The following is a 16,386-nucleotide window of genomic DNA, read 5'->3' on the forward strand; positions in this document are numbered from 1 at the left end:
GTGGATGCACTGGTGCGCCGCCGGGTCGCGGCCGATCCGGACGCGGTCGCGGTCGTCGCCGACGACGGCACCGAACTCACTTACAGCCAGTTCGATGCACGGGTCAACGCTCTCGCCCACCTCCTGATCGATGAGGGCGTGCGGGTCGGGGACCGGGCCGCGATCGCCATGACACGCTCGGTCGACCTGGTAGTAGCGCTTACCGCAGTGATCCGCGCGGGAGCGGCCTACGTGCCGATCGACCCGGGATACCCCGCAGAACGCGTCAGACACATCCTCGACGACGCGGCACCTGCGCTGGTCATCACCGATCAACACACCACAGAAACACATCAACACGTACTGGGTGAACATCGCGCACCAGCACTGCGGATCGATGACCACGAAGTACAGCAGCACCTGGCCACCGGCCAGGAAACCGCCCCTGCTCTGACGCGGCCGCTGAGCGACCTCGACGCAGCTGTCGTGATCTTCACATCAGGAACGACAGGCAACCCGAAGGGCGTCACCGTTTCGCACCGTGGCCTGGTGAACCGCCTCGCATGGGGTCAGCAAGTACTGGACTACAAACCAGACGACGTGGCGCTCTCGAAAAGTGGCGTGGGTTTTGTCGATGCCGTGACCGAGCTGTTCGGGCCGATGATCGCCGGTGCCCGAATCGTGGTCGTACCCGCAGAAATTGCGCAAGATCCAGCCGGCCTGCTCGACACAATCGCCCGGCACCGCGTCACACATCTGCTGACCGTGCCCAGCCTGGCCGACATCGTCGTCCGCCACAACGACGCACCCACAGCGCTGACCACCATCCGGTCTTGGGTTTCCTCCGGTGAAGCACTCACCCCAGGCACCGCGACCACCATGCGAACGACCGCACCACAAGCAATACTGCACAACTTCTACGGCTCGACCGAAGTCACCGGCGACGGCACAACGGCCACCATCACCCACACCGACAACACCCCCATCGGTGCACCGGTCGCGAACACCACAGCACACGTCCTTGACGCGTGGCTGCGCCCGGTACCGGCCGGTGTCGCAGGAGAGCTCTACCTGGGTGGAGTGCAACTCGCCGACGGATACGCCGCCCGCCCGGGCCTGACCGCCGACCGATTCGTGGCTGATCCGTTCAGTGACAACGGCGCGCGCCTGTATCGCACCGGCGACGTCGTGCGATGGAACTCCCAGGGCCAGTTGGAATACCTCGGCCGCAGCGACGACCAGGTGAAAATACGCGGCCACCGAATCGAACCCGGCGAAATCCGCGCCGTCCTCGAACAACACCCAGCAGTATCGGGTGCCGCCATCACCGCCTTGGACCATCCCGCCGGCGGAAAATACCTCGCCGCATACATCACCACGACCAGCACCACGGCCAGCACCACGGCCAGCACCACGGCCAGCACCACGACCAGCACCACGGACACAGTGCCGTTCGACGCACTCCGCCAGCACCTGACACGATCGCTGCCGGACTACATGGTCCCCACAACGTTCACACACCTGGACCGATTCCCCGTCACCGCCAACGGAAAGCTCGATCGCCACGCATTGCCGCAACCAGACCTCGGTGCGGGTGCAGCCGATGGCCGACCACCGCAAACCAACACCGAGATCACCCTCGCCGGCATCTTCCGCGACGTACTACACCTCGACAACAACACCGATCTCGGCGTGGACAGCGACTTCTTCCGCCTGGGCGGACACTCACTGCTCGCCACACGAGTCGTCGCACGCGCCAACGCACTGCTCGGCGCCGCACTCACCCTGCGCGATGTCTTCGACCACCCCCGCATCAGCGAACTCGCCCGAATCGCCGACACCACCACCACTACCACCGAGACATCCAGCACACGAATCGGCGACCTACCACGCCCAACCCCACTACCAGTCTCATACGGACAGCAAGCACTCTGGTTCACAGAGCAGATCGCAGGGCGTCCGATCTATCGGACTGAAATCGTGCTGCAAGCAGGCGTGCGGCTCGATCTGGATGCTTTGGCAACGGCGGTACGCCGGGTGGTCGCTCGTCACGAGATCTTGCGTACGATCCTCGTGCCGGACGAGGAGACCTCATCGCTCCGCCAGGTCATCTGCGCGGAACACGACGACGACACCAAGGTCGTGGAGGTCGAACACGTCGGTCCTGAGCTGCTCAGCGACAAGATCGCTCAGGTTGCCGCAATGCCACTTGACTTCACCTCCGAGTTCGGGCTGAAGTTTCATTTGTTGCGCCATTCCGATGGCGATGTGCTGGTAGCTTACGGGCATCACATAGTTACTGATGCGGATTCCTTTGGGATCCTTGTTCACGAGCTGAACCAGTTCTATCTCGAAGCGGCTGCCGGAAATTCCACCGAGGTCGCGCCCTTGTCGATCCAGTATGCCGACTTCGCGGTCTGGCAGCGACATGTGCTGGGCAGCCGGAGAGATCCGGAGTCTCGCTATCAAGCGGACCTGCGGTACTGGCAGGACATGCTGTCAGATCTCCCGCCGGAAACCGTCCTACCCCTCGACCAACCACGCGACGGATCCGAAGAACGAACCATACGACCTGCCACCACGTCCCTCACCGGCGATGAGACAGCCACGGTCGACGAATTCCTGGTCGAGCACAAGGCAACACCGCTGCAGGCGTTGATTGCGGCATTTTCGTTGGCGCTCTGGAACGACGGTGCCGACGATACGGTACCAATTGGCACCCCGGCCAGTTTGCGCGACCAGCCCGAGTTGCAGGACCTCATCGGGTACTTCGTGAACACCGTCGTGGTGCGCGCCGATATCGACGCTGAAACCGGGTTCGCGCAGACGCTGCTCCGTTGCCGCGATCGCATGCTCGAAGCTGCTGACCACAAGCTCGTTCCGTTCGAGCACGTCGTCGAGGCGGTGAACCCGCCGCGGCAGGTCGGGATCAGTCCGCTTTTCCAGGTGATGGCCGCCTACGTGGATCGCGGTGGAGATCCGGGTGCGGCGGCGCCGCCGCTCACCAACTACGCCTCGACCACTGCGGATGGCCCGCTGGCAGCTCAGCCTGCGCTGTTCGATCTCGTGTCGAGTATCGAAAGACTTGACAGCGGCGCATTCGGAATGAATCTGAACGCGGCCCGCGAGTTGTTCTCGGCGGAAACCACGTCACGATTGTTGCGGAACACAGCGCGCTTCCTTGTGCTTGGATCCCAGCACCCGGATTTGACGGTCAAGCAACTCGCCCAGATCGTTCGTGCCGGCGACGAGGGCCGGACCAAAGCTGACAACAACGTCGGTGACATCCGCCGCTTCCAGCTGCCGCTTGAAGACTTCGACATCAGCGTGGCTCCGCTCTGGCGGGCGGCGATCGACCACGTCAGTCACGCCCTGTCGGGAGCAAGCCTCGCCTTGCGATTGGCGATCCGCGACAGCGGCACCGGTGAACTGGTCGCCGAGACCGGCAATCCTGAGATGCTGGATGCGGTCAGGGAGAAGCTCGCCGAGCTGGTCACCGCATATCAGGCAAAAATCCCGATGGTCGTCGTCACGTCCACTCGGGCCGCGTCTGGATACACGGACGACGAATTGGCGGCTGTCCTTGACGATCCGTTCTGGGAGGACTGGGTAGATCAGCTCGCTGATGCGACCGCCACCGTGCTGCGGCAGCGAGGCGACTCGGTGGCTTCGGAAGCATCAAGTGTCACGGCTGGACGAGCGGCTCCCGCCGCGGACGAAACCTCTCTTCGGTCCGTTGTGCTGGCGGCCGTGGCCAAGGCCTTGGCCGAGATCGCTGAAGGTGATCTGCTCGTGGAGTTCCATGAGTCCGACGGTCCCCTGATGACGCGTAGCTTCCCCGTGCTGCTTGATGATGGTCATGTCATCGGACTGAGCCCGGAACGAGCGGCCGAATATGCCTCGCTGGCCGGACACCCCCGGTTCAGCCGCTTCTTCGACGACCTTCCGATCCCACGGATCCGTGTAGGTGTGTTCCGCAGCCACGCGGAGCTGATCACCAAGCCTGCTGCGGGTGTCGGCGTACCAGAGGATGGACTCGACATCCATGTCCTCATCGCGGGTCGTGAGCCCGACGATTGCGTCGTCCGCGTCTGGGTGGAATCGGCGGACACCGTTGATGTCAACACCGAGGCACTGGCCACCGCCATCACTGAAGAGATTGCCGGAGCCGGAGTCCCTGCCCCCGGCCGCGAGCGTCGAGAGGCATTCACTCTGCGTCGCGCTGACCGGGTCACGTTGACGCCCGGCGAAGAAGAATCCATCCGAGCCCGCTACGGGCACGACGCCCAGATCCTTCCGCTTGCCCCCTTGCAGCGCGGATTGTTCTATCACCTACTGCGGTCCCGGGAATCCGACGACCACAACACCTACGTCTCGCAGATCACGCGACAGATTGCGGGAGATCTCGACCCCGAGCGGATGGCGACCTCCATCGCCAGTGCGATGGAGAGGTACCCCAATCTCCAGGCAGCGTTCGTCCCTCCCGGGGACGTACAGGTGATCCCGTCCGGTGTCGAAGTCCCGGTACGGGTCATCCAATTGGACGAGTGGGGTGGCCGCGGGGTCGATGTGGAGCAGTTCCTGGCGGCCGAGCGAGGTGAGCCGTTCGACTTCGAAGTCCCGCCTCTGATCCGATTCACACTGCTCGAACACGGCCACCAAGCGTGGACATTGGTCATGAGTTTCGAACACATCCTGCTGGATGGCTGGTCCATCAACGCGCTGTTCGCCGAAATCCTCAGCGTCTACGCCGATGACGGATACGTCGATCGCGTGCGACCGGCGTCTTTCCGCTCCTACCTGGACTGGGTCGACGACCAGGATCCCGCTACCGCCTATCGCGCCTGGGACGGCTACCTCGCGGAACTGGCTGGTCCGACGTTGCTGTGCCCTGACTTCGTCGACCTCGGTGATGCACAGAGCGAGACCGGTGAACTTCACCTCGATCTCAGCCCGGCAGAGGCCGCGATGGTGTTCGGTGCTGCACGAGACGCCAAGGTCACGGTGGGTACCTTGCTGCAGACCGCCTGGGGGATCGCGCTCAGTCGGCTCACCGGCAGCAACGACGTCGTATTCGGTAACACGGTTTCCGGTCGGCCGCCGTCGTTGCCCGACGCTGACCGAATCATCGGGCTGCTGTTCAACACGGTCCCGATGCGGGTGAGTCTGTCCCCGTTCAAAACGAATCGGCGGCTGCTCGCCCAGGTCCAGTCCGAGCAGCTGCTCGTCATCGACTATCCGCAAGCCGCTCTGACACAGATCCAGACCAATGCAGGCGTTCCTGTTCTGTTCGACACGCTGTTCGTGGTGCAGAACGTGCCGCTCGGCAAGGCTGCGGGGCAGGACACAGCCGGGTTGCAGGTCGTCGACGCAAAGGTCGATGACGCGACACACTACCCGGTGACGTTCGCGGTCGACCCAGAAGAACGCGACGGAGCGGCGACCGTGCACGTGCGCCTGTCCTACCGCCGGGACGTTTTCGATGCCCCGGCCGCGGAGCTGTTGCTCAAGCGCTACGTCCAGGTGCTCGTCTCTCTTACTCGCCGGCTTGACGAGCCCGTTGGTACGTTGTCCGCCCTGTTGCCGGACGAGACTGCCCCGCATACGGGTATCGCCGCTGATCTCATCCGCGACATCGAACCGGTCACGGTCGCCGAGTTGCTGCACCGGCAGGTGCGGCTGTCCGGATCGGAGACGGCGCTTGTCGCCGGCGATCGTCGGTTCACCTTTGCGGAGTTCTTCGCTGAGGTGAACCGCTACGCCCGCCTGCTCCTTGAAGAGGGAGTGTGCCCAGAGCATCGGGTCGCATTGCTGCTGCCGCGCGACGAGCGCACGGTCATCGCGATGTTTGCGGTGTTCGCCATTGGAGCTGCCTACGTCCCGGTGGACAGTGAATTGCCGGACGAACGGATCGGCTACATGCTTGAGGTCGCTGAACCGACCGTCACTCTGGTGACCGACCGCGACGTGGATCGGCTCGCCGGCACCGTCGGCAAGGTGATCAACCTGGATTCCGCAACGACGGTGGATCGCCTCGCGCAGATTGCTGCGGTTCCGGTCACGGCAGCGGAACGAGGCGGGCAGGTCTCGCTCGACAACCTCGCGTACATCATCTTCACCTCGGGAACCACCGGACGGCCCAAGGGAGTTGCCGTCGGCTACCGCGGACTGACGAATATGTACTTCAACCACGTCGAGAAGATCTTCGATCGGGTGGTGGACCACCAGCGCGGGCGCCGGTTGAAGATCGCGCACACGACGTCCTTCTCCTTTGATGCCTCGTGGGAGCAACTGTTCTGGCTCCTGAACGGGCACGAGGTTCACGTCATCGACGAGGAGATGCGACGCGACCATCAGCGGCTGCTGGCTCACTATGACGAGGTGCGCATGGACGGGTTCGATGTGACCCCGTCCTACGGGCAACTGCTGGTCGAAGAAGGGTTGCTGGAGCGAGACAGGCCGGCCGGCCGGTCCGTGTCTTCCGATGCGCCCGGTGTCGTCTTCGTCTCCCTCGGTGGCGAGGCCGTCTCCGACCGGCTCTGGCAACAGCTGCGCGGCGCCCCCGGAGTCGAGTCGTACAACCTTTACGGACCTACCGAGTACACCATCAACGCCCTCGGCGCCGACCTGGCCGACAGCACCAACTCAAGTGTCGGGACGCCGATCTTCAACACCCGGGCCTACATCCTCGACGAGAACCTGCAACCTGCCCTACCCGGTGTCGCCGGGGAGCTCTACCTGGCAGGCGAAGGAACCGCGCGCGGATACTGGGGCCAGTCCGCGCTGACCGCCGAACGTTTTGTCGCCTGCCCGTGGGAACCAGCGGAACGCATGTATCGCACCGGAGATCTCGCCCGGTGGAACGAAGCCGGGATGATCGATTACCTCGGTCGCGCCGACGAGCAGATCAAGATTCGCGGTTATCGCATCGAACCGGACGAGATCCGGGACGTGGTGCAAGAGTTTCCCGAGGTAACGCGCGCCGAAGTGGTCGCCTTCGAGCATGCCACGGGGCTACAACTGGCTGCCTACTACAGCACGACCGCGGACCTCGACATCAGTGAGCCGTTGCGCAACCATCTGGCCAGGTACTTGCCTGACTACATGGTCCCGGCAGCCCTTGTCCCGGTGGAGTCCTTCCCCCTCACCCCGACCGGCAAGCTGGATCGCCGAGCGTTGCCTGCGGCTGACGTGGCCGCGTCCGGTGTCAGCGCGGGCCGGGCACTCGAGTCGGAGACGGAGCTGGCGGTGGCCGCGATCTTCCGTGCTGTGCTCGACCTCGACGAGGGACTGGTCCTGGGTGCCGCAAACGACTTCTTCCGGCTGGGCGGGCATTCCCTCGCGGCAATGCGGCTTGCGTCGCAGATGAATCGCGCGTTCCCCGTGAACATAGCGATGCGGGACGTCATCACCGCTTCCACGATCGGCGAACTGAGTGCGGTGGTCGACAAGAAGACGCAGCCGGGCGCCGATCCCGAGGTCGGCATCACCGCGATCGCGACCCGCTTCACTCAGTCCCTGAACGGCCGCACTCTGTTCTGCGCGCACCCGAAGTTCGGCGCCGCGTCCATGTACTCGGAATTGTCGGGATACCTCCCGGACGGGGTCGGGCTGGTCGGGATCGATGATCCGGCGATCATCGGCCTGGAGATCGAGTTCGATGACCTCGACGCCCTCGCCTCGACCTATGCCGACGTCATCCAGGGGCTGCAGCCGGCCGGACCGTACGAACTGCTGGGTTGGTCGTACGGCGCACACATCATGTTCGCCGTGGCACGCCAGCTTCTCTCCCGAGGGGAACGCGTCGGCCCCCTGGTGATCGTGGATGCCATGCCTGCCGGTTCAGAAAACTCGACGGAACTCGTCGTGCGACCGGGATCTGCCGAGTCGATGCGTGACGAAATGCTGAAAGCCTTCGGCGAGGAAGCGTTCAACGAGTTGCTCGCCGACGCAAAGCAACTCAAGGCTGTCGAGACGGCCGGCCGTCGTTGTGATGTCCTGACGTCTGCGCCGACGCGGGGCAGTCTCGACATCGAGACGCTCGTGATCGCGTCATCCGCGACTCACGCGCCCCGAGTGGCGGAGCTGGGCCGCGAGGATGCGCTGGGATGGGACAGTCACTTGACCAACTTCTCGTTCTTCGTCGCTGAAGACGAAGACCATCAGTCCATCCTTGAGCCCGGTTCCGGTCTACTGAAATGGGGCCCACTGCTGACGAACTTGTTGGTCCGCTGAGTGGATTTCGTTGTCTGGTGCAGTACGGCGCGTTGTGCTGCACCAGACTCGGCGAACCCGAGATCGAGTTCCTCAGGTGATGGCGGCAGCGTCTTGCAGGCTGTCGAACAGGGCCGCGCGGCGCATGTAGGCGCGCGCGGTGTCGAACTTCTCGGCGGTGCGGCGCAATTCGTTGAGGTTGTGCCGACGCACCTCGGGGTCGCGCTCTTCCAACAGCCGTTTGTTGGCGATCGTCTGGGCCTGCACATAGTTCACCGCCGCATGGCGACGCTGGCGACTGTAAAGGTCGAGCAGGCCGTCGCCGGCCTCACCGGCGATCACCTTCGCGAGCTTCTCCGTCAGGTTGACGGCGTCATGGATGCCGCCGTTCATGCCCATGCCGCCGATCGGGTTGTTGACGTGCGCGCTGTCGCCGGCGAGCAGGATGCGCCCCTGACGGAAGGTCGCGGCCACGCGCTGATTGACTCCGTAGACGTTGCGGTACTCGACGTCGTACGTGCCGGTCTTCGGGAGGAACTTCTGCAGCCGCTGCTCGACGCGCGCCGGCGACAACGCGGTGGCGTCGTCCTCGTCGTGGCCGATCGGCAGGATCACTCGCCAGAGCCCCTCGGGCGATTCTCCGCGCACCTTGAACACGTTGGCCCACTCGCTGGGGTCGGAGAAGTAGTTGCGGAACACCAGATCCGGCTTGACGGTCTTGAGGTCGAAGCTGGTCGCGATCTTGATGAACCGCTCCGGATAGGTGAATCCTTCGAATTCGATGCCGGCGAGCTTGCGAACCGTCGATCGGCCACCGTCACAGCCGACGACGTAGGCCGCCGGCATACGTTCTGTGCCGGCAGGTGAGGTGTACTCCACCTCGATGCCGCTTGCGGTTTCGGTCAGACCGGTCAGCGTGTGGGAGAACCGTACGTCGAAGTCGGATTCGTTGGCGTATTCCTCGGCGATCGAAGCGGTCAGCTTGTACTGCTCGTACTGCATTACGTACGGGAACCGGAACTCGTCCTTGAGCCGGCCGAGATCGAACTCCGCGACGACGTCTCCGGTCGGCCGGTCGTGGAAGCGATAGGTGCTCGAAAGCAGACTGTGCGCCCGGATCTTCTCGGTTATGCCCAGGTCGTCGAGCATCTCCAGTGTGCTCGGATGGATGGTTGCCGCGCGCTGATCCTGTACCGGTGCCGGCTCAGACTCAAGAACGGTCACCGGGATACCGCGCCGATTCAGTGCCAGCGCGCAGACCATTCCGACGGGGCCCGCGCCCACGACGAGGACACGTGTGGTCTCGTTCGACATGCGTCTAGTTCTGCTCGCGCTGCAGACGCTTGCTGACCTTGCCGACCGCGGTGTACGGGAACTCGTCGACGACCTCCACGACATCGGGGAGCTTGAACGTGGCGAGACCCTTGTCGCGCAGGAACTGGCGCAGTTTGCCCAAGGTGAGCTCGGCCGCGCTCTCCGGCGTCCGGGGAATCAGGTACGCCTTGACACGTTCGCCGAGAACCTCGTCATCGACGCCGACGACGGAGACATTGTGGACGCCGGCATGACCGAGCAGCGCGTTCTCCAGCTCCTCGGGCGCGATCTTCTCGCCGCCCCGGTTGATCTGGTCCTTCGACCGTCCCACGACTCTGATGAATCCGCGCTCGTCCCGCTCGACGATGTCACCAGTGCGGTAGAAACCATCGCTGGTGAACGCCAGCGCATTCTGCTCGGGGTTGCGGTAGTACCCGCGAATCACCGACGGTCCTCGGGTCAGCAAGTGACCGGGTGCACCGGGTGGCACTTCGTTGCCCTCGTCATCGATGACCTGGATCTCGTCAGCCGCTGAGGCCGGCCGGCCCTGGTATCGCACGCTGGTGGCCCGATCGACGTCGGCAGGATTGCTGACGACGAGGCCCTCTCCCATCCCGAAGCTCTGCGACAGTTGCACGCCGAACTCCGGCTCGACCCGACCCGCCACTGATTCGCTCAGCTTCGCGCCGCCGCACATGAGCACCTGCAAGCTGGAGATGTCATAGGACGTGCGGAGCGAGGAGTTCAGCCAGGCCAGCAGGATCGGAGGTACCAGCGAAACGCGGGTCACCCCGTGCTTCTCGATCAGCGGGAACGCCGCATCGGGGCTGCCGTTCGGTGCGACCACAATGGTGGCGCCCACGCTGAACGCACCGAGAAATCCGGGCGAACGCGTCGACATACTGTGGCAGATCGGTATGACCAGCATATGAACGGTGCGCTCGGTGATGCCCCGTTCCCCAACGCTTCGCCGCAGTGCGTAGCCGTACGTCTGGTGAGTATGCGGCATCAGCTTCGGAACGCCCGTCGTGCCGCCTGACATCTGCAACAGAGCGACGTCCTGCGGGCTGCACCGTCGCGCGTGCTCAAGCGATCCTTTCGACTGCAACGCCTTGTACTCAGCGCCGCCGCCATCACGTTCGAGTACTACGGTGTGCTCCAGATGGAGCCATCGCTGCTTCAGGCCGGCAGCCATCGCAGCGAGATCGGTGCCGCTGTCCGAGGCGACTGTGATGTAGGCGCGCGCCTCGGCGATCTCGATGAAGTGCTCGATCTCGGCACGACGGTGCGCGATGGGAGCGACGACGGGAACCGCCCCGAGCTCCCACAAGGCGAAGACGAAGGCAATGTACTCATAGATGTTGGGCAGGTGTACCACCACCCGGTCGCCACGGCTCAGCCCCAGATCCTGCAGGCCGGCAGCGAGGCGCAGGACCTCGTCCGTGAGCTGTGCATAGCTCAACTCGGCTTTGCGGTCGATGACAGCGAGTTTGTCGGGACAGCGCTCCGCGGTGGCGAACAGCAGCTCCGGCAGCGTCTGATCGCGCCAGTACCCCTCGGCGACGTACTTGGCTGCGGTCTCCGACGGAAACGGAACGACCCCGTCAAGGGCCAGCGGTTCGATGCTCAATTGGTTTCCCTTCGAGGAGCTGCCTCCCAGCCCGGATAGGGTAGGCTACCCTAACATTTCCATGATCGGCGATGCTGGATCCGGTCCGCCAGGGGACGCGCACAGTGCCGATCAATCACGTGACCGGCCGAACCGGGATCGCGGCGCTGCTATCCGAAGACGTCGAGGTCGACGAGCGGACCAGCGACGTACCCCTCGATACGCTGATTCCGCAGGAATACGCGGTGATCGCGCGCGCCGTACCGACGCGACGCGCGGAATTCGCGACGGTTCGCTGTTGCGCACGGCAACGGCCGCCAGTGGCGGCCTGCGGCTGACCCGGTGCCGGTGAACGTCCATGACTTCGCCGACCCTCAGCTGGGCAAGGCCGTCTCGTACGGGATCTACGATCTGGCCGCGAACACCGGCTGGGTCACCGTGGGCACCGATCACGACTCCGCCGCGTTCGCGGTGGAATCGATCCGCCGCTGGTGGTCCGGCCAGGGCCGGGCCGCCTACCCGCAGGCGACGCGACTGCTCATCACCGCCGACGCGGGCGGCTCGAACGGCTACCGCACCCGGGCCTAAAAGCTCGGACTTGCCCGGCTCGCTGCCGAAACAGGACTGACGATCACCGTCTGCCACCTGCCGCCGGGCACACCGACCGGACTACGTGTCATGGCCGAGCTGGACACCGACGTCTACCCCACCGGAGTCCAGATCGGCGACGCGGAGATGGCGTCCCTGCCGCTGACCCGACACGCCTTCCATGGCGACTGGAACTATGCCGTGCATCCCCAGCCGTGCCCTGACATCCCAGCACCCCGGACTCCGCAGAAGCCGGCCCCGGAGTGGGAGCACGCTCTCCTGTCCGCCCCCGCCCTGACCGGTATGTCCCGGCAGCAACTGAGCGATCTCACCGACACTTTGGCCCTCGACGGCGACGTCAAGCGCGGACGCCCGCCCCGGCTCGCCTTCCCCGACCAGGTCCTGGCGGCCGTCCTTCACCTGCGGGTCGCACTGGCCGCGGAACCCCTCGCTGTGCTCTTCGGCAGCAGCCGCACCGCCATGCACCGCACCCTGCTGAAGATCAGGAGACTGCTCGATGCGCACGCCAAAAGCGTCCCACCGGCGACCACCCACCTGCTGCCCTCGCAACCCTCCATGCCCGAGTCATCGCCCTGAGCATCGACCCCAACAGCAAGACCAAGACGGCATGTTGATGATCTGCAAGCCCTTAGGCGGCAGTTCCCAGGATGAGACTCCCCACGAACGGACCGCCCTGCTCGATCAGGTCGAGCGTGTCGTGCGCCTGGGAGGGCAGGTCGCTGTAGCAGATGCTGCCGACGAGGAGGGCGGACAGGACGGCGGCTGCGGCGCCGACGCGGGTGATTCGTGGGGGGAATCTCGTGGCTACGTGATGGCGCGCGTAGACAGTGGCATGCCAATGTCAACCCACGGCGTTCTCGGGCAGTTCGTACGAGCCGTATTCCGGGCGACCCGCGAGGTCGTACGACTGGATGGAGACGCCCGTCGAGGTGATCCGCCCGCCGCTGTGCCGGAAGGCCGTCGGCACCGCGCCCTCGGGGAAGAGACGGAAGCCGGCGCCCAGCACGACCGGGAAGGTCAGCAGGTGGACGGTGTCGACGAGGTCGAGGGCGAACAGGGACTGCAGGAGCGCGCCGCTGCCGTGGACCTGGATCTCGCCGTCGATGCGCTCCTTGAGGTCGGTGACCTCCTTGGCCAGGTCGCCGCCGATCACGGTGGTGCCGGACCACTCGGGGTCGGTGAGGGTGGACGAGACGACGTACTTCGGCAGGGCGTTCAGCTTGGCGGCGACGGGGTCGGACGGGTCGGTCACCTTCGGCCAGTAGCCGGCGAAGATGTCGTAGGTACGGCGGCCGAGGAGGAACGCCTCGACACTGCCGAAGACCTCGGTGACGAACCGGCCGAAGTCCTCGTCGGCGAAGGGAACGGTCCAGCCGCCCTGCTCGAAGCCGCCCCGGGTGTCCTCCTGCGGGCCGCCCGGTGCCTGGTAGACGCCGTCGAGGCTGACGAAGATCTGCGAGACGAGCTTGCCCATGGCGGGTGCCTTCTCTCTGTGGCGGGGTCTGCTGTCATCAGTTCAGACCCCACCGGCACCCGCAACTCATCGGTTCAGCCCGCGTGGGTCGAGAAGAGCCCGCCCGTGGGCCCCTGCTTGTCGCCGCCCTGCGCCTTCTTCAGAGCGTTGGCAAGGCTTTCGATGGTGAGCGACTGGAGGATGACGCGGCCGTTGCCCTCCAGGGTCGCCAGGGACAGTCCCTCGCCGCCGAAGACGGCGTTCATCACGCCCTGGCGGCTCAGGCCGCCGACACGCTGGACGCCGTACCGGATGCCCTCCTCGAAGGCGACGACGCAGCCGGTGTCGACCTCGATACGGCCGCCGAAGTCGGCCGGGTCGAGGTCGATGAAGTTGCCGGCGCCGGCGATGATCACCGTGCCGTGACCGGTGAACTTCTCCAGAACGAAGCCCTCACCGCCCTTCATGCCGGTCCTGCCGCCCTGGAAGGCGATACCGAAGTCGACGGTGGACTCGGCGGCGACGAAGGCGTCCTTCTCGGCGAACCACGCGCGCGTGCCGTCGAGTTCGAGCGCGCGCATCTCGCCCGGGAGCACGCCGGCGAAGCCGACGGTGCCCTCGCCGCCCTGGGAGGTGAAGTACTGGAACGCGATCGACTCGCCCGCGAGGACGCGCTGGCCGACCTGCATGGCGGTGCCCATGGCCTGGCGCAGCATGCCGCCCATGCCGCCGCCCGAGCCGGTTTGGGCTTGCTGACCGTTCGAGGGGCCCGTCAGACGGGTCTCCATGGTCACGTTCACGGTCTTGAACAGGAACTTACCGGCCTCGCAGTACACGGTCTGGCCGGGCCGCAGGCTCACGACCGCCATCTGCATGGCGTTGCCGACGATCTCTTGGTGAAGTGTCACACCACGAGAACGCAGGAAGTGGAATCAAGAGTTCCGGTGGTACGTCCGACCGGGTGGAACGACGTGTCCTCCGACCGGCGACGCCGACGTCCGTTGGCCGCCAGCGCCGCGGGGCGGCGACCGCTGGGATGGGTGCATGACTTCTTACGGAACGCTCAACGGCAAGGTGGCCCTGGTGACCGGCGGGAGCCGCGGCATCGGTGCGGCGACGGCACTCCGGCTGGCACGCGACGGCGCGGACGTGGCCGTCACGTATGTGAACGGCAAGGATGCGGCCGAGGACGTCGTACGGGCCGTCGCGGCGCTCGGGCGACGGGCGGTGGCCCTGCGCGCGGACTCCGCGGACGCGCAGGAGGCGGCCGGGGCGGTGACGCGTACGGCGGAGGCGCTGGGCGGTCTGGATGTCCTGGTGAACAACGTGGGCGTCGGCCTGCTGGGGCCACTGGAGAGCTTCTCGGTCAGCGACGTCGACCGGGTGCTCGCAGTGAACGTGCGCGGGGTGTTCCTCGCCTCCCAGGCCGCCGCCGCGCGGATGTCGGCGGGCGGGCGGATCATCACGATCGGCACGTGCATGACCCAGCGGGTGCCCGGGCCGGGCGGGACGCTCTACGCCATGAGCAAGTCGGCGCTGGTCGGGATGACGAGGGCGCTCGCGCGGGAACTGGGGGCGCGCGGGATCACGGCGAACATCGTCCACCCCGGGCCCATCGACACGGACATGAACCCGGGGGACGGGCCTCGGGCGGGCGGGCAGGCCGCGATGACCGCGCTCGGGCGGTTCGGGACGGTGGAGGAGGTGGCGGGGGTGGTGGCGCATCTGGCGGGGGCGGCGTACGTCACGGGCGCGGAGTTCGCGGTGGACGGGGGGCATGCGGCGTGATGCCGGCACGCTGATCTCGCCCCCGCCGCCCCTACCCGTCCCATCCTGAAGGGGCTCCGCCCCTTCGACCCCGCCAAGGGGCTCCGCCCCCTGGACCCCCGATCGGCCTGCGGCCTCGTCCTCAAACGCCGGACGGGCTGGATGTGCCTGAGGCCCCCCATACAGGCCGGACGTGCGCACCTGCGTCACAAGCCCCCCAGTTCCTGGTGTCGCGCCGCCAGGGCCGTCGCGCCCAGTTGTGTCAGGGAGCCGTACAGGCGGAGGCGGGAGATGCCGCCGTCCGGGAAGATGTCCACGCGCGCGTGGGTGGCGACGGACGGGGTCGGCAGGACAAACCGGTGGTTGGTGTCGGGCTGGAGGCGGGTGCGTGGGACGACTTCCGTCCACTCGCCGGTCTCGCCGTCCTTCACCGACACCGATGCCCAGCCGGCGCTGTTGCCCTTCAGGTACGCCGTGTCGATCTCGATCGCGCGGATCTGGGACTGGGCCGCCAGCCGGTAGCTGATCCAGTCGTTGCCCTGGTCACGGCGGCGGCGGGTCTCCCAGCCGTCGTCCATCTTGCGGGAGCGGCCCGGCTGGATGGTGTTGGTGGCCGGTGAGTAGAAGAGGTTGGAGGCGTCCTCGACCTGCCCGCCGTGCTCCAGGGCGACCACGTCGAAGGTGCCCAGGACCGAAAGCCATGCCGGGTCCGGGACGGCCTCGCCGTACACGCGCAGGCGGGCGATGCCGCCGTCGGGGTGCTGGTTGACGCGGAGGTGGGTGAAGCGCTGTTCGACACAGACCTCGAAGCCGTTCGCCGCGTGGCCGCCCACCGCGGTACGCGGTACCAGCGTCGTCCACTTCACGTCGTCGCCCAGCAGTTCCTCGGGCGACGGGGAACCCGCCGCCGAGGCACCCTCGACCGACACCGCCTGCGGGTAGTTGCCGCGGAAGTGGGCCGTGTCGACGACGATCCCGCGGATCACTCCGGGCACGCCGAGCCGGACCAGCGCCCAGTCGTGGTCGTCGGCCGTGGGCCAGGGGTGGTCGGCCGAGGCGCCGCGGCGTCGGCGGGTCTCCCAGCCGTCCATGATCTTGCCCTTGTGCCCGAAGTGCTCGGGGTCGAACTCGGCGCGCTCGGGCACCAGCAGGTTCTCGCGCTGGGCGAAGAACTCGTCGTTGGCGGCGATGACACCGGCGCCGAGCTGCCGGTCGGCGAGGTTGGCGTACTGGGTGAAGGGGAAGTCGGCGGTGCGGTAGTCCGCGTACGGGTCACCGCCCCCGTACGGGTTCGCGTCGCCGGTGAAACTCGGAATCGCCGTCACACGGTCTGCCTTTCGGGAGTCGGCCGTCACACGGTCTGCCTCTCGGGAGTCGGCCGTTGCGGGTGCGGGGTCGGTGGTCGGCCGCCGCGGGTGCGGGGCCGGGAGTGGCCGTTGCG

At 66.1% G+C, this 16,386-nt stretch carries 8 protein-coding genes and 2 pseudogenes; 4 read left to right on the forward strand and 6 right to left on the reverse strand.

Annotated elements, in window-relative coordinates; translation table 11 throughout:
* Nucleotides 1-12 precede the first annotated feature (12 nt).
* The gene (locus GFH49_RS35890; protein WP_230396691.1) at nt 13-8,214 is read left to right on the forward strand and encodes a non-ribosomal peptide synthetase; all 8,202 of its coding nucleotides are present in this window, start codon (nt 13-15) and stop codon (nt 8,212-8,214) included.
* Between the two features lie 72 nt (nt 8,215-8,286).
* On the opposite strand, the gene GFH49_RS35895 is transcribed toward GFH49_RS35890, so the two are convergent.
* Both GFH49_RS35895 and GFH49_RS35900 read right to left on the reverse strand, forming a co-directional pair.
* Nucleotides 8,287-9,507, reverse strand: a complete 1,221-nt coding sequence (locus GFH49_RS35895) for an FAD-dependent oxidoreductase (protein WP_155060244.1) — start codon at nt 9,505-9,507, stop codon at nt 8,287-8,289.
* Nucleotides 9,508-9,511: 4 nt separating this feature from the next.
* Entirely contained in the window at nt 9,512-11,137 is a 1,626-nt protein-coding gene (locus tag GFH49_RS35900; RefSeq protein ID WP_155060245.1) for a (2,3-dihydroxybenzoyl)adenylate synthase, read from the reverse strand.
* A 71-nt stretch (nt 11,138-11,208) separates the two neighbouring features.
* On the opposite strand from GFH49_RS35900, the gene GFH49_RS39600 reads away from it, so the two are divergent.
* On the forward strand, nt 11,209-11,454 hold the full coding sequence (locus GFH49_RS39600) for a hypothetical protein (protein ID WP_196218244.1): 246 nt from the start codon (nt 11,209-11,211) through the stop codon (nt 11,452-11,454).
* Nucleotides 11,426-12,339, forward strand: a pseudogene (locus GFH49_RS35910) (ISAzo13-like element transposase-related protein); the annotation flags it as partial. The gene GFH49_RS39600 and the pseudogene GFH49_RS35910, both read left to right, overlap by 29 nt.
* A 47-nt stretch (nt 12,340-12,386) precedes the next feature.
* Here GFH49_RS35910 and GFH49_RS40835 read toward each other — a convergent pair.
* The 3 genes and pseudogenes from GFH49_RS40835 to GFH49_RS35925 all read right to left on the reverse strand — a co-directional run.
* A pseudogene (locus GFH49_RS40835) lies at nt 12,387-12,509 on the reverse strand (ribonuclease); the annotation flags it as partial.
* 57 nt (nt 12,510-12,566) lie between these two features.
* Nucleotides 12,567-13,199, reverse strand: coding sequence for a dihydrofolate reductase family protein (locus GFH49_RS35920; RefSeq protein WP_155060246.1), 633 nt, complete (start codon nt 13,197-13,199; stop codon nt 12,567-12,569).
* A gap of 74 nt (nt 13,200-13,273) precedes the next feature.
* The gene (locus GFH49_RS35925) at nt 13,274-14,086 is read right to left on the reverse strand and encodes an AIM24 family protein (protein ID WP_155060247.1); all 813 of its coding nucleotides are present in this window, start codon (nt 14,084-14,086) and stop codon (nt 13,274-13,276) included.
* Nucleotides 14,087-14,222: 136 nt separating this feature from the next.
* Between GFH49_RS35925 and GFH49_RS35930 the strand changes: the two genes are divergently transcribed.
* Nucleotides 14,223-14,966: an SDR family oxidoreductase gene (locus tag GFH49_RS35930; protein ID WP_155060248.1), complete on the forward strand. Its 744-nt coding sequence runs from the start codon at nt 14,223-14,225 to the stop codon at nt 14,964-14,966.
* A gap of 185 nt (nt 14,967-15,151) precedes the next feature.
* On the opposite strand, the gene alc is transcribed toward GFH49_RS35930, so the two are convergent.
* Nucleotides 15,152-16,270: an allantoicase gene (gene alc, locus GFH49_RS35935; RefSeq protein WP_155060249.1), complete on the reverse strand. Its 1,119-nt coding sequence runs from the start codon at nt 16,268-16,270 to the stop codon at nt 15,152-15,154.
* Nucleotides 16,271-16,386 lie beyond the last annotated feature (116 nt).

The organism is Streptomyces blattellae (genome assembly GCF_009709555.1).
GTDB classification, from domain to species: Bacteria; Actinomycetota; Actinomycetes; order Streptomycetales; family Streptomycetaceae; genus Streptomyces; species Streptomyces blattellae.

Excerpts from the sequence above, each read along its gene's own strand:
- GFH49_RS35895 (WP_155060244.1), bottom strand. The coding sequence starts at position 9,507 with ATGTCGAACGAGACCACACGTGTCCTCGTCGTGGGCGCGGGCCCCGTC.
- GFH49_RS35920 (WP_155060246.1), bottom strand. The coding sequence starts at position 13,199 with ATGGGCAAGCTCGTCTCGCAGATCTTCGTCAGCCTCGACGGCGTCTAC.
- GFH49_RS35930 (WP_155060248.1), top strand. The coding sequence starts at position 14,223 with ATGACTTCTTACGGAACGCTCAACGGCAAGGTGGCCCTGGTGACCGGC.
- GFH49_RS39600 (WP_196218244.1), top strand. The coding sequence starts at position 11,209 with ATGCTGGATCCGGTCCGCCAGGGGACGCGCACAGTGCCGATCAATCAC.